Annotated in this window: 21 protein-coding genes; all 21 read left to right on the top strand. The window is 39.8% G+C overall.

The window, feature by feature from the left end; translation table 11 throughout:
- Positions 1-5 precede the first annotated feature (5 nt).
- The 21 genes from rplN to prlC all read left to right on the top strand — a co-directional run bounded on the left by rplN (position 6) and on the right by prlC (position 13,582).
- Complete coding sequence (rplN, locus tag HDEF_RS08330) at positions 6-377, top strand: 50S ribosomal protein L14 (RefSeq protein WP_015874215.1); 372 nt, start codon at positions 6-8, stop codon at positions 375-377.
- A gap of 10 nt (positions 378-387) precedes the next feature.
- Positions 388-717 (top strand): 50S ribosomal protein L24, encoded by a 330-nt coding sequence (gene rplX, locus HDEF_RS08325; protein WP_015874214.1) that lies wholly within the window; start codon positions 388-390, stop codon positions 715-717.
- 21 nt (positions 718-738) lie between these two features.
- Positions 739-1,278 (top strand): 50S ribosomal protein L5, encoded by a 540-nt coding sequence (rplE, locus tag HDEF_RS08320; protein WP_015874213.1) that lies wholly within the window; start codon positions 739-741, stop codon positions 1,276-1,278.
- A gap of 15 nt (positions 1,279-1,293) precedes the next feature.
- Positions 1,294-1,599, top strand: a complete 306-nt coding sequence (gene rpsN / locus HDEF_RS08315; protein ID WP_015874212.1) for a 30S ribosomal protein S14 — start codon at positions 1,294-1,296, stop codon at positions 1,597-1,599.
- 34 nt (positions 1,600-1,633) lie between these two features.
- On the top strand, positions 1,634-2,029 hold the full coding sequence (gene rpsH, locus HDEF_RS08310) for a 30S ribosomal protein S8 (RefSeq protein WP_015874211.1): 396 nt from the start codon (positions 1,634-1,636) through the stop codon (positions 2,027-2,029).
- Positions 2,030-2,042: 13 nt separating this feature from the next.
- Positions 2,043-2,576 (top strand): 50S ribosomal protein L6, encoded by a 534-nt coding sequence (rplF, locus tag HDEF_RS08305; protein ID WP_015874210.1) that lies wholly within the window; start codon positions 2,043-2,045, stop codon positions 2,574-2,576.
- Positions 2,577-2,585: 9 nt separating this feature from the next.
- The gene (gene rplR, locus HDEF_RS08300; protein WP_015874209.1) at positions 2,586-2,939 is read left to right on the top strand and encodes a 50S ribosomal protein L18; all 354 of its coding nucleotides are present in this window, start codon (positions 2,586-2,588) and stop codon (positions 2,937-2,939) included.
- Positions 2,940-2,958: 19 nt separating this feature from the next.
- Positions 2,959-3,468 carry a 30S ribosomal protein S5 gene (rpsE, locus tag HDEF_RS08295; RefSeq protein WP_015874208.1) on the top strand — a complete coding sequence of 170 codons (510 nt, stop codon included), beginning with the start codon at positions 2,959-2,961 and terminating at the stop codon, positions 3,466-3,468.
- A 4-nt stretch (positions 3,469-3,472) separates the two neighbouring features.
- Positions 3,473-3,676 carry a 50S ribosomal protein L30 gene (rpmD, locus tag HDEF_RS08290; protein ID WP_015874207.1) on the top strand — a complete coding sequence of 68 codons (204 nt, stop codon included), beginning with the start codon at positions 3,473-3,475 and terminating at the stop codon, positions 3,674-3,676.
- Entirely contained in the window at positions 3,667-4,101 is a 435-nt protein-coding gene (gene rplO, locus HDEF_RS08285; RefSeq protein WP_015874206.1) for a 50S ribosomal protein L15, read from the top strand. Before rpmD ends, rplO begins: the two co-directional genes overlap by 10 nt.
- A gap of 7 nt (positions 4,102-4,108) precedes the next feature.
- Complete coding sequence (gene secY, locus HDEF_RS08280) at positions 4,109-5,434, top strand: preprotein translocase subunit SecY (RefSeq protein WP_015874205.1); 1,326 nt, start codon at positions 4,109-4,111, stop codon at positions 5,432-5,434.
- 33 nt (positions 5,435-5,467) lie between these two features.
- Positions 5,468-5,584, top strand: coding sequence for a 50S ribosomal protein L36 (gene rpmJ / locus HDEF_RS11720; RefSeq protein ID WP_015874204.1), 117 nt, complete (start codon positions 5,468-5,470; stop codon positions 5,582-5,584).
- Between the two features lie 135 nt (positions 5,585-5,719).
- Positions 5,720-6,076, top strand: a complete 357-nt coding sequence (rpsM, locus tag HDEF_RS08275) for a 30S ribosomal protein S13 (protein ID WP_015874203.1) — start codon at positions 5,720-5,722, stop codon at positions 6,074-6,076.
- Positions 6,077-6,091: 15 nt separating this feature from the next.
- Positions 6,092-6,481: a 30S ribosomal protein S11 gene (gene rpsK / locus HDEF_RS08270; RefSeq protein WP_015874202.1), complete on the top strand. Its 390-nt coding sequence runs from the start codon at positions 6,092-6,094 to the stop codon at positions 6,479-6,481.
- 30 nt (positions 6,482-6,511) lie between these two features.
- Positions 6,512-7,132: a 30S ribosomal protein S4 gene (gene rpsD / locus HDEF_RS08265; RefSeq protein ID WP_015874201.1), complete on the top strand. Its 621-nt coding sequence runs from the start codon at positions 6,512-6,514 to the stop codon at positions 7,130-7,132.
- Positions 7,133-7,157: 25 nt separating this feature from the next.
- Positions 7,158-8,150 carry a DNA-directed RNA polymerase subunit alpha gene (locus tag HDEF_RS08260; RefSeq protein ID WP_015874200.1) on the top strand — a complete coding sequence of 331 codons (993 nt, stop codon included), beginning with the start codon at positions 7,158-7,160 and terminating at the stop codon, positions 8,148-8,150.
- A gap of 38 nt (positions 8,151-8,188) precedes the next feature.
- Positions 8,189-8,584, top strand: a complete 396-nt coding sequence (gene rplQ / locus HDEF_RS08255) for a 50S ribosomal protein L17 (RefSeq protein ID WP_015874199.1) — start codon at positions 8,189-8,191, stop codon at positions 8,582-8,584.
- Positions 8,585-8,724: 140 nt separating this feature from the next.
- Positions 8,725-9,624 (top strand): 4-hydroxy-tetrahydrodipicolinate synthase, encoded by a 900-nt coding sequence (gene dapA, locus HDEF_RS08250; RefSeq protein ID WP_015874198.1) that lies wholly within the window; start codon positions 8,725-8,727, stop codon positions 9,622-9,624.
- A gap of 19 nt (positions 9,625-9,643) precedes the next feature.
- A complete protein-coding gene (gene bamC / locus HDEF_RS08245) occupies positions 9,644-10,720 on the top strand; it encodes an outer membrane protein assembly factor BamC (protein WP_044612376.1) in 1,077 nt (358 codons plus the stop codon).
- Between the two features lie 41 nt (positions 10,721-10,761).
- Positions 10,762-11,475 carry a phosphoribosylaminoimidazolesuccinocarboxamide synthase gene (gene purC, locus HDEF_RS08240; protein ID WP_015874196.1) on the top strand — a complete coding sequence of 238 codons (714 nt, stop codon included), beginning with the start codon at positions 10,762-10,764 and terminating at the stop codon, positions 11,473-11,475.
- A gap of 58 nt (positions 11,476-11,533) precedes the next feature.
- On the top strand, positions 11,534-13,582 hold the full coding sequence (gene prlC / locus HDEF_RS08235) for an oligopeptidase A (protein WP_015874195.1): 2,049 nt from the start codon (positions 11,534-11,536) through the stop codon (positions 13,580-13,582).
- Positions 13,583-13,585: the final 3 nt, after the last annotated feature.

Here is a 13,585-nt window from a genome sequence, read left to right as displayed (position 1 = left end):
CTAAAATGATCCAACAAGAAAGTATGCTCAACGTAGCCGACAATTCAGGTGCACGTAGCGTAAAGTGTATTAAGGTTCTAGGTGGCTCGCGTCGCCGCTACGCGTGTGTTGGGGATATTATTGTTATCTCAATTAAGGAAGCAATCCCTCGTGGCAAGGTGAAAAAAGGTGAGGTTTTAAAAGCAGTTGTAGTGCGCACAAGCAAGGGTGTACGTCGTCCAGACGGTTCCATTATTCGGTTTGATACTAATGCTTGTGTTATCTTAAATAAGAATACCGAACAGCCTATTGGTACTCGTATTTTTGGGCCGGTAACCCGTGAATTACGTAATGAAAAGTTTATGAAAATTATTTCTTTGGCGCCAGAAGTACTTTAAGAGGCGAGCTATGGCAATGAAAATTCGTTGTAACGATCAAATTATTGTGCTTACCGGAAAAGATAAAGGGAAGCGAACAAAAATAAAAAAAATTTTGAAAAACGGGAAGGTCATTCTTGAAGGCGTAAATTTGGTTAAGAAACATCAAAAACCTGTTCCGGCTCAGAATCAACCAGGTGGTATTATTGAAAAAGAGGCGCCGATCGACTTTTCTAACGTTGCTATCTTCAACGAAGACACCGGTAAAGCTGATAGAATAGGTTTTAAATATGAAAACGGTAAAAAAGTTCGGTTTTTTAAATCGAGCGGTAAAGCCATTGCTAAGATAAATAAAAGTTAGAAATTAATTTGGAGTAACATGATGGCAAGATTGCATGATTACTATAAAGATATAGTAATCAAAGAGATGATGTGTAAATTTTCCTATGCTTCTGTCATGCAAGTCCCTCGGGTAACAAAAATCACCTTGAATATGGGAGTTGGCGAGGCTGTTTCTGATAAAAAATTGCTTGATAGTGCAATGTCGGATTTAGCAGCAATTTCCGCTCAAAAACCTTTAGTGACTAAAGCACGCAAATCGGTTGCTGGTTTTAGCATACGTCAAGGTTATCCCATAGGATGTAAAGTGACTTTACGTGGTAAACGTATGTGGGAATTTTTAGAGCGTTTGCTTTCTATTGCCATACCACGTATTCGTGATTTTCGTGGCTTATCTAAAAAGTCTTTCGACGGTCGTGGTAATTATAATATGGGCGTGTCAGAACAAATTATTTTCCCTGAAATTAATTACGATGCGATTGTTAAAATCTTTGGTTTGGATATTAGCATTACCACTACTGCAAAATCTGATGATGAAGGGCTTGCATTATTGGCTGCTTTTAAATTTCCATTCCGTAAATAAAAGCGGATTACTAATATGGCTAAGAAATCAATTATCGCTCGAGAATATATTCGTATTAAATTGGAAAAGAAATTTTGTGAAAAACGTCTAGAGTTGAAGACTATTATTTCTAGTATTACTTCATCAGATAAAGAACGTTGGTCTGCTATGATGATGTTGCAACGTTTACCGCGGGATTCTAGTCGATGTCGACAAAGTAACCGTTGTTCTCAGACAGGCCGAGCGCACGGTGTACTTAGAAAATTTAAATTGTGCCGTAGTAAAATTCGTAAAGCCGCAGTACAAGGTCTAATACCAGGCCTAAAAAAAGCATCTTGGTAATTCTATTAATTAAATCACGGGAGTTAAAGATAAAATGAGCATGCAAGATCCTATTGCGGACATGTTAACTCGTATCCGTAATGGTCAAGCCGCCAACAAAGTTGGAGTCACCATGCCTTCATCTAAATTGAAAGTCGCTATAGCTGAAGTTTTAAAGGAAGAAGGTTTTATTAACAGTTTTACTGTCGAAGGTGACATAACTAATCCAACTTTGGTAATAATACTTAAGTATTATCAAGGAAAACCGGTAGTAGAAAGAATTGACCGTATTAGTTGCCCTAGTCTCCGTATTTATAAAAAAAGAGATGCACTGCCTAAGGTCATGGGTGGTATGGGAATTGCTATTATTTCTACCTCTAAAGGTGTTATCACTGATCGTGCAGCTCGCCAAGCTGGTCTTGGTGGTGAAGTTATCTGCTACGTAGCTTAATTCGAGGAATAGAATGTCTCGTGTTGGAAAAACTCCCATCGTCATTCCTGCTGGTGTAGAGGTGAAACTCAACAATCAGGTTATTTCGATTAAAGGTAAAAATGGTGAATTAACTATTTCAGTTCATAAAGCTGTGAATATTAATTATACAGGAAATATATTAACTCTGGCGGCAAGAGAAAGGGTTTCAGACGGTTGGGCTCAAGCGGGTACCGCTCGTGCTTTACTTAACTCCATGGTTATTGGGGTAACCGAAGGTTTCACTAAAAAGCTTTCATTAGTAGGTGTAGGTTATCGTGCGGCAATACAGGGGAATATCCTAAAGCTTGCTTTAGGGTTTTCTCATCCGATTGATCATCAACTGCCGTTGGGTGTTGTTGCTGAGTGCCCAACTCAAACTGAAATCATACTTAAAGGTCCTGATAAAAAGCTTATTTCTCAGGTTGCCGCTGATATTAGAAATTACCGTCGTCCTGAACCCTATAAGGGCAAAGGTGTTCGTTACGCCGATGAAAGCGTGCGTCTCAAAGAGGCTAAAAAGAAGTAAGGTAACACTATGGATAAGAAACTAGCCCGTATCCGTCGTGCGACCCGTACACGACAAAAGATTAAAGAATTAGGTACAACTCGTTTAGTCATAAACCGGACTTCACGTCATATATATGCACAAATTATTTCACCAACTGGTTCTGAGGTTTTGGTTGCTGCTTCTAGTGTAGAAAAAGTGATCAATCAGGAATTTAAATACTCCGGAAATAAAGAAGCCGCCGCGTTTGTTGGTAAAATTATTGCCGAGAGAGCATTGAAAAAAGGTATTATAAAAGTATCTTTTGACCGATCTGGTTTTCAATATCATGGCAGAGTCCAGGCGCTGGCAGATAATGCTCGTGAAGCTGGCCTTAATTTTTAAGTTTTAGAGGTTAGTGAAAATGGCTCTCATCGAAAAAGAAAAACATGCTGGTGAACTACAGGAAAAGCTGATAGACGTAAACCGTGTATCTAAAACTGTAAAAGGTGGTCGTATTTTCAGTTTTACTGCACTGACAGTCGTAGGAGACGGTAAAGGACGAGTAGGTTTTGGGTATGCTAAAGCTCGTGAAGTGCCTGCGGCAATTCAGAAAGCAATAGAAAAAGCCCGCCGTAACATGATTACCATTTCTCTAAATGCTGATACTTTACAATATTCTATTAAAGCTTCTCATACTGGTTCTCAAGTATTTATGCAGCCTGCTTCTGAAGGTACAGGTATTATTGCTGGCGGTGCAATGCGTTCTTTGCTAGAGGTTGCAGGCATTCACGACGTATTAGCGAAGATTTATGGTTCTACTAATCCAATTAATGTGGTACGTGCCACTATTAAGGCTTTAAAAGATATGAAATCCCCAGAAATGATCGCAGCTAAGCGTGGTAAATCACTCGAAGAGATTTTAGGTAAATAAAACCATGAGAAAAACTATTAAAGTGACTCTTATTCGCAGCAGGATTGGCCGCTTACCAAAGCATAAAGCGACTCTGGATGGTTTAGGTTTACGACGTATTAATCGTCACGTAGAGCTCAATAATACTCCTGCCATTCGCGGTATGCTTAACTTAGTTTCTTATATGATTAAAGTCGAACTGCTTGAGGAAGGTAACCAATGCGTTTAAATACTTTATCGCCTGCTCAGGGTGCCAAACAGGCTCCAAAACGCGTAGGTCGTGGTATCGGCTCTGGTCTGGGTAAAACGGGCGGACGTGGTCATAAAGGACAAAATTCTCGTACTGGAGGCGGTGTACGTCGAGGTTTTGAAGGTGGTCAGATGCCTTTATATCGCCGCTTGCCGAAATTTGGCTTTATCTCTCGTAAGGCAATGGTAACAGCAGAGGTTCGTTTATTTCAACTTGCTTTACTCGAAACAGATGTTGTCGATATCAATATTTTGAAGGCATGTAAAATTATTCCTTATCAGTCTCAATATGCAAAAATTATTCTTTCAGGCACCATAGAAATCCCTGTTATTATTCGTGGATTAGGGGTCACTAAAGGTGCCCGTGCTGCTATAGAAGCTGCTGGTGGTAAAATTGAGGAATAAGCAGCAGATGACCAAAAAACAGACAGCACTAGATTTTCAAAGCACTAAAGGCGGTTTAGGTGAACTTAAACGTCGTCTTTTGTTTGTTGTTGGCGCTCTTATTGTTTTTCGTATTGGTTCATTTATTCCAATTCCTGGTATTGATTCAGCCGTGCTTTCTAAATTGCTTGAGCAGCAAAAGGGCACGATTATTGAAATGTTTAATATGTTTTCGGGTGGTGCTTTAAGTCGTGCCTCTATATTAGCTTTGGGCATTATGCCTTATATTTCTGCCTCCATTATTATTCAGTTGCTAACAGTGGTTCATCCAGTACTAGCAGAAATGAAAAAAGAAGGCGAATCCGGTCGTAGAAAAATAAGTCAATATACTCGTTATGCCACTTTATTATTGGCCATTATTCAATCTATTGGTATTGCAACCGGTTTACCCAATATGCCTGGAATGAAAGGCTTGGTGTTGTCGCCTGGTTTTCCTTTTTACTTTACTGCGGTTGTTAGCTTAGTCACTGGAACTATTTTTCTTATGTGGCTGGGTGAGCAAATTACTGAACGCGGTATAGGTAATGGTATTTCAATTATCATATTTGCTGGTATCGTTGCAGGATTACCTTCTGCTGTTGGTCATACTATTGAACAAGCTAGAGAAGGTGATTTACATTTTTTGCTGTTACTGATTGTTATAGCATTAGTATTTTCAGTAACTTTTGTTGTTGTTTTTATCGAGCGGGGTCAACGCCGTATCGTCGTTAACTACGCTCAACGTCAACAAGGTCGTCGTATTTACGCGGCGCAAAGTACGCACTTACCATTAAAGGTAAACATGGCTGGCGTGATCCCCGCTATTTTTGCTTCGAGTATCATATTGTTTCCTGCTACTTTAGCATCTTGGTTTGGTGATGGAACAGGTTGGAGCTCTCTCACCGCTATTTCTATGTACTTGCAACCTGGTCAACCCCTTTATGTGTTGCTTTATGCATCGGCCATCATTTTTTTCTGTTTTTTTTATACTGCTTTAGTGTTTAATCCTCGCGAAACTGCAGATAATCTTAAAAAATCAGGGGCATTTGTTCCAGGTATTCGCCCAGGAGAGCAAACATCAAAATATATAGATAAAGTAATGTCACGTCTTACATTAATCGGTTCAATTTATATTACTTTTATCTGTCTTATACCAGAATTCATGCGTGATGCTATGAAAGTTCCATTTTATTTTGGTGGTACTTCTTTACTTATTGTGGTTGTAGTTATCATGGATTTTATGGCTCAGTTGCAGACTCTAATGATGTCAAGTCAGTATGAGTCTGCTTTGAAAAAAGCAAACCTGAAAGGCTAAAATCGCCGATTGAGAAAATTTCGGAGAATTAAAATGAAAGTGCGTGCTTCCGTTAAAAAAATGTGTCGGAACTGTAAGATTATAAAACGTCATGGTGTCGTTAGAATAATTTGTAGTGATGAACCAAAGCATAAACAACGTCAAGGTTGATTAATGTTTTGTATTTTTTCAAAAACTGAGTGGGTAAGCTTTATCTCTCATTCTTAAATGTGTCGTTTAATGCCGTTTGAGTATCCTGAAACGGGCTTTCAATACAGTATTAATTATAAATAGTAGGAGTGCATAGTGGCCCGTATAGCAGGCATTAACATCCCTGATAAAAAACATGCCGTGATTGCTTTAACTTCAATTTACGGGATAGGTAGAACTACTGCATTGGATATCTGTGCTAAAACAGGTGTTTCTGCGGCTGTTAAGATCAGTGAGTTGTCTGAAAAACAAATTGAAGAACTACGTGAGCAGGTTGCAAAATATACTGTCGAGGGTGATCTACGTCGTGAAGTAACCTTGAACATAAAACGTTTGATGGATATTGGAACGTATCGTGGTTTGCGTCATAGACGTGGTCTCCCAGTTCGGGGGCAGCGTACCAAGACTAACGCACGTACCCGAAAGGGGCCACGTAAACCCATCAAGAAATAATCGGGGGGATTAATAATGGCAAAGGCACCTATTCGTGCGCATAAACGTATAAAGAGGCAAATCCCTAATTGTATCGCTCACGTTCATGCCTCTTTTAATAATACTATCGTTACCATCACAGATGGTCAGGGAAACGTTTTAGCTTGGGCAACAGCAGGAGGATCTGGTTTTAGGGGTTCTCGTAAATCTACGCCATTTGCGGCACAGGTTGCAGCAGAACGCTGTGCTGAAGCGGTAAAAGATTATGGTATAAAAACTTTGGAAGTCATAGTGAAAGGCCCAGGTCCTGGGCGTGAATCTACTGTTCGCGCATTTAATGCATCGGGTTATCGAATTACTAGTATTACTGATATGACCCCTATTCCTCATAACGGTTGTCGTCCGCCCAAAAGGCGTCGGGTATAGAGCCGATTTTTAGTTTTGTTGGAGAAAAAAATGGCTAGATATTTGGGTCCTAACCTCAAACTGAGCCGTCGTGAAGGCACGGACTTATTTCTTAAGTCCGGAGTTCGTGCGATTGAAACTAAGTGTAAAATTGATCAACCACCTGGGCAACATGGCACGCGTAAACCTCGGCTGTCTGATTATGGGCTGCAGCTACGTGAAAAACAGAAAGTTCGTCGTGTTTATGGTGTTTTAGAACGTCAATTTCATGGTTATTATAAAGAAGCTGCGCGTTTAAAGGGTAATACGGGTGAAAACTTGTTACAACTGCTAGAACGTCGTTTGGACAATGTCGTTTATCGCATCGGCTTTGGGGCAACGCGTGCTGAGGCACGTCAGCTGGTTACCCATAAAGCTATCCTGGTTAACGATCGTGTTGTTAACATACCTTCTTTTTTAGTCTCTCCTAATGACAGAGTCAGTGTCAGACGGAAAGCACAAAAACAATCTCGTATTAAAGAATCTCTTCAGCTGTCTGCCCAACGTGAAGAGCTGAGTTGGTTGGAGATTGATTCTTCTGAAATGATCGGTACGTTTAAGTTTATTCCTGAACGTGCCGTTATATCTGGTGGCATCGATGAACACCTGATCGTCGAGCTTTACTCCAAGTAAAGTTTAGTATCAAAGAGAGGACACAATGCAGGGTTCTGAGATAGAGTTTCTAAAACCGCGCTTGGTAAATATCGAGCAAATCAGTCCGAGTCACGCTAAAATAACCCTTGAACCTTTAGAGCGTGGTTTCGGTCACACTCTCGGTAACGCGCTGCGTCGTATTTTGCTTTCATCTATGCAGGGTTACGCCGTCACTGAAGTTGAGATTGATGGTGTGCTGCATGAATACAGTACCAAAGAAGGTGTGCAGGAAGATATTTTAGAAGTTCTGCTTAACCTGAAAGGATTGAAGGTGAAAGTTCAAGGTAAAAACGAGGTTACTGTTACCTTGAATAAGTCTGGAATAGGCCCTGTGCTTGCTGCTGATATTACTCATAATGGCGATGTGGAAATAGTAAAGCCGCAGCATGTCATATGCTACTTGACTGATGAAAATGCTTCTATTAGCATGAAAATCAAAATTCAACGTGGCCGTGGTTATGTTCCAGCTTCTTCTAGAATGAATCTAGAAGAAGATGAACGCCCAATAGGTCGTCTGCTGGTGGATGCATGTTATAGTCCTGTAGAGCGGATTGCTTATGTTGTCGAAGCAGCACGTGTAGAACAAAGAACCGATTTAGACAAACTAGTTATTGATATGGAAACTAATGGTACGATAAATCCTGAAGAAGCGATTCGTTTTTCTGCCACCATATTAGCTAAGCAACTAGAGGCTTTCATTGACCTACATCATGTTCGTCAACCAGAGCTGAAGGAAGAAAAGCCAGAATTTGATCCTATTTTGTTGCGTCCTGTCGATGATTTAGAATTAACTGTTCGTTCTGCTAACTGTCTGAAGGCAGAAGCCATTCACTATATTGGTGATTTAGTGCAGCGTACCGAAGTTGAGTTACTTAAGACGCCTAACTTGGGTAAAAAATCTCTTACTGAAATTAAAGATGTGTTGGCTTCGCGAGCTCTATCTTTGGGCATGCGCCTAGAAAATTGGCCGCCGGCAAATCTTTCTGATGAGCAATGATTCACAAGATAATGTTTTACTGAGAAGGATAAGGTTCCATGCGACATCGTAAAAGTGGTCGTCAACTCAACCGTAATAGTAGCCATCGTCGTGCTATGTTTCGTAATATGGCTAGTTCTTTGGTTCGTCATGAAATAATCAAAACGACTGTACCAAAAGCTAAAGAATTGCGTCGTGTTGTTGAACCATTAATTACTCTTGCCAAGACGGATAGCGTTGCTAATCGTCGATTGGCGTTCGCCCGTATTCGTGATAACGACATTGTGGTGAAATTGTTTAATGAACTTGGCCCTCGTTTTGTGAGCCGAGCGGGTGGTTATACCCGTATTTTAAAATGTGGTTCCCGGGCAGGAGATAATGCACCTGTGGCTTATATTGAATTGCTTGATCGATCTGTATCAGAGCCAGAGCCTACCACACATACAAATGCATAAATGTATCTATAGATAAAAAACCGGGCTTGCTCGGTTTTTTTATATTTTTTACTTCTAAAAATAGCAATAGCAGATCTGGATTATTGCTCAAGTTTTAAAGACATTTGTCTGTCTATATTTACCTTTTTAGAGGATGACTAATGTTAACTAAAACAGATGTTTTCAGCGGATGTATTGTGGCATTGGTTACTCCTATGGACAACAAAGGCCGTTTGGATGAAATCAGTCTAAAAAAATTAGTGGATCATCATGTTGAGAGAAAAACTCAAGCGATTGTTTCCGTTGGTACAACGGGCGAATCTGCAACTTTAAATCATGATGAACACGTGTATGTTGTATTAAAAACCTTGGAATTTGCATCAGGTCGAATCCCTGTCATTGCTGGTACAGGGGCTAATTCGACAGACGAAGCCATTTCTTTGACACAACATTTCCATAATACAGCTGTCGCTGCTTGTTTAACGGTGACTCCCTATTACAATCGGCCCACCCAAGAAGGGTTATACCAGCATTTTAAAGCGATTGCAGAAAGCACTGAGCTCCCACAGATTCTTTATAATGTCCCCTCACGTACTGGTTGTGACCTCCTGCCTCCAACGGTTGCACGGCTATCTAAAATTAAGCATATTATTGGTATTAAAGAAGCCACTGGTGATTTAAATCGTGTCAGAGAGATCCAATCTTTGATTTGTGATGAAAAATTTATTCTTCTAAGCGGTGACGATGCAACTGGTTTAGACTTTATGGAACTGGGTGGGAAAGGTATTATTTCAGTGACAGCGAATGTCGCAACTGCCAAAATGAATGACCTCTGTGCGTTGGCTCAAGAGGGATTTTTTTCTCAAGCTCGAATTTTAAACCAAAAGCTGTTGCCCTTACACCATCATTTATTTATTGAGCCAAACCCTATTCCAGTTAAATGGGCTTGTTACAAGTTACAGTTAATCACGACTGATACTCTACGCTTACCTATGACTCGTTTAGTTGAATCGGCCAAACCTAAAGTAATGGCGGCATTAAAAAGTGCTGGTTTACTTTAATTTTTTAAGGAAATTGCAAATGTTATTACAAAAACTTATGAAAATAAAATTGAACCCAAAAATGCTGATCATTTTTTTAAGTTTATTGTTAACGGTCTGTGCAAAAAATTCAAATGCTAAACGTGAGATGAAATCTGAGACGAAATCAGCTATGAAAGGAGAAGAGTATTATCTTAATACTCCTAAACTGACATCACTTAAATCACCTGAAGGTCTGATGTTACCTCTAAAAAATAGCAATTATTATGTTCCTGATGTGACACAAAAAGAGCCTGTTGGAAAACAAGTCGATATTCGTCCGCCTGTACAAATTTTAGCTTTAATTGAGGCTTCCCAGAGTCAATATGCTAATGGAATTAGCACGTTATTTTTAGAGGATAGCCCCGGTAATTTATGGTTAGAAGTTCTCAATATAATAAAGAAAAAAAATCTCCCTATTGCCAATCAGAATGATCGCGATCAAACACTAACAACTGATTGGATTACATGGAACAATATGAATGAAAATCCTCCATTTTCAGGGCGTTATGAAATCAGTGTGAAACAAAATGAACGCCCAAAACGATTAATACTAAAGACCCTTGATCTACATCAGGGAGAGAAAAAAACAACTGATCCTAATTATATCCAACGTTATAACAACACAGTATTGAACACCATTATCGAAGGTTTGTACCAAACTCAAGTAGATGCAGAAAACACACGAGTCATACATAAAGCAGGAAGTTTAGACGTACAATCAAGTAGTAATGAAAATGGGTTGCCCAATATCGTGATACGTGCATCTTATGCAACCGTTTGGGAACGTTTACCCTTAGCGATAAAGAAAATAGGAATGGTAATAACAGAAAGCCGTCGCTCAGAAGGAACTTTCTCAGTCATTTATAAACCTGTCAGCGATGAACAGTGGGAAAAGATGGGTATCAAAAAACCGGATTTAAAACCAGGTGAGTATAAATTACAGCTGGGGGATTTAAAAAATCGTAGCAGTTTACAGTTTATGAATTCTAACGGGCAGACTTTAATTCAATCTGAGAATGATGATTTGGTGCCGGTTTTAAAGGCGGTTTTTAGTGAAACAGAAACAGAAAAATAAACCATATCATTTACCCCCTTTTTTTCATAGAGCGATAAAAAGTGCAAAAATTGTCTGAAGTCTACCGTGGAAAAGCAAAAACGGTCTACGCTACCGAAAACCCTGACTTTCTTGTGTTGGAATTTCGAAATGATACTTCCGCACTGGATGGTAAACGTATAGAACAATTTTATCGAAAGGGCATCATTAATAATCAATTTAACCATTTTATTATGCTGAAACTGGAAGAGGCGGGTATTCCAACACAACTGGAACGTTTACTATCAGAGAATGAACTTCTGGTTAAAAAATTGGATATGTTTCCTCTCGAATCTGTCATAAGAAACCGAGCCGCAGGTTCTTTAGAAAAACGGTTAGCTCTTCAAGAAGGCCTTTTACTCGATCCTCCTATCTATGATCTATTTTTAAAAAATGACAGCCTGCACGATCCAATAGTAACTGAATCTTACTGTGAGACTTTTGGTTGGGCCAGCACCGCTCATTTAGTCAAAATGAAAGAATTAAGCTACAAGGTAAACGACGTATTGAGTCCCTTATTTGATGCCGCGGATTTAATTTTGGTTGATTTTAAATTGGAGTTTGGTTTATTCAAAGGAGAGGTCATTTTGGGGGACGAGTTTTCACCCGATGGCTGCCGTATATGGGATAAGACAACCTTAAATAAACTGGACAAAGATCGCTTTCGACAAAATTTAGGGGGCCTCATTGAGGCCTACGAAGAAGTGGCTAAACGTATTGGAGTTCCATTAAATTAATAAAATCGATGATCTCTTCTCAACAAACATCATCAACATCAAATTACCAGAGCATATTATGCAAAATCCACTTTTAACGCATTTTTATCTTCCCCCTTTTTCAAAAATTCGTGCAGAAGATATTGTGCCTGCAATAAAAACAGTGATCAATGAATGTCGTGAACAGGTAGAAAATTTGATTGCCCAAAAAAAAATGTTTACTTGGGATAATCTTTGCCAGCCTTTAGCAGAAGCAGATGACCGGTTGTCCCGTGTTTGGTCGCCTATCAGCCATCTCAATTCGGTTAAAAATAACACAGATTTCAGAGCCGCCTATGAGCAATGCTTATCATTATTATCTGAGTACAGTACTTGGATAGGCCAAAACGAAAAGTTGTATGAGGCTTATCTCAATTTAGAATCAGGCGCACACTTTTCTGAGCTCAGTGCTCCTCAACGTAAATCAGTTGAAAATCAGTTACGTGATTTTCGGTTATCAGGCATTGGTTTAGAACCTGAGGCCAAAAAACGCTATGCTGAAATAGTCGCCAGTTTGTCCGAATTAAGTTCTGCCTACAGTAACCATGTTTTGGATGCCAGCATGGGTTGGACCAAACAAATTGACGATCTTGCCTCATTAACTGGATTACCTCAAAGTGCTTTAAGTCTGGTCAAAATGCAAGCGGAAGCAAAACAAAAAAAAGGGGCATTGTTAACCTTAGATATGCCCTGCTATTTACCTGTTATTACCTATGCAGATAACCGTCAACTCCGGCAAGAAATCTACGAGGCTTATTCGACTCGAGCATCAGATCAAGGGCCCCATGCTGGTCAATGGGATAACAGCGAAATCATGGAAAAAATACTGGCCCTCCGTCATGAATTAGCGCATTTATTGGGTTTTGCAAATTACGCTGAAAAATCTTTAAGTACTAAAATGGCAGAAAAGCCCGAACAGGTACGCAATTTCTTAGAGGATCTCGCCAAACTTGCTTGTCCGAAAGCGGAAAAAGAGCTGGCACAATTACGTACTTTTGCAAAAGCGCATTATGGTGTGGATGAGTTACACGCTTGGGATATTGCTTATTACTCTGAAAAACAAAAGCAGCATTTATACGCTATCAGTGATGAAGAATTAAAGCCCTATTTTCCAGAGCAACGTGTTTTGGAGGGGTTATTTGAAGTCACACGCCGTATTTATGGTATTCAGATAAAAGAATGCCATGATATTGATACCTGGCATCCTGATGTGCGTTTTTTTAAAGTGTTGAATGAAAAAAATAACGAGCACTACGGTAGTTTCTATTTAGATCTTTATGCACGAGAACACAAACGTGCTGGTGCCTGGATGGATGAATGTGTTGATAGACTGCGTTTTAGTGATGGTCATTTACAAAAGCCAGTGACCTACTTAGTCTGTAACTTTAGTCGTCCTGTCGAAGACAAACCGGCCCTGTTCACTCATGATGAAGTCACTATCCTTTTTCATGAGTTTGGTCATGGGTTACACCATATGCTCACCACAATAGAAACAGCAGGCATCTCTGGGATACATGGTGTACCTAGAGATGCGGTAGAATTACCCAGTCAATTTATGGAAAATTGGTGCTGGCAATCAGAAGCCTTGGCGTTTATTTCAGGGCATTATGAAACGGCTGAGCCCCTACCAGAAAAGATGTTAAATAAACTCTTGTCGGCAAAAAATTATCAATCGGCCTTGTTTATCATTCGTCAATTAGAATTCGCCTTATTCGATTTTTGTGTACATCATGAATATGATCCTGTCAAAGGAACACAGGTTCTGGCTCAATTGCGTGAAGTAAAAAAACGAATTTCTGTCATACCTACGCCTCTGTGGACCCGTTTCCCACATTCCTTTACGCATATATTTTCGGGCGGCTACGCGGTGGGTTATTATGGCTATTTATGGGCAGAAGTATTAGCAGCAGATGCCTTTTCTCGTTTTGAAAAAGAAGGCATCTTTAACCCTAAAACGGGTCAATCTTTTCTTGAAGAAATCCTCTCTAAAGGCGGTTCAGAAGAACCTATGGTGCTCTTTAAACGTTTCCTCGGTCGTGAACCCAAATCGGAGGCCATGCTACGCAGCTATGGGATATGGGACAAATAACAG

The sequence above is a fragment of the Candidatus Hamiltonella defensa 5AT (Acyrthosiphon pisum) genome, assembly GCF_000021705.1.
Classification (GTDB): domain Bacteria; phylum Pseudomonadota; class Gammaproteobacteria; order Enterobacterales; family Enterobacteriaceae; genus Hamiltonella; species Hamiltonella defendens.
The sequence above is the reverse complement of the archived record's forward strand: the minus strand, read 5'-3'. Positions and strand labels throughout refer to the sequence as shown.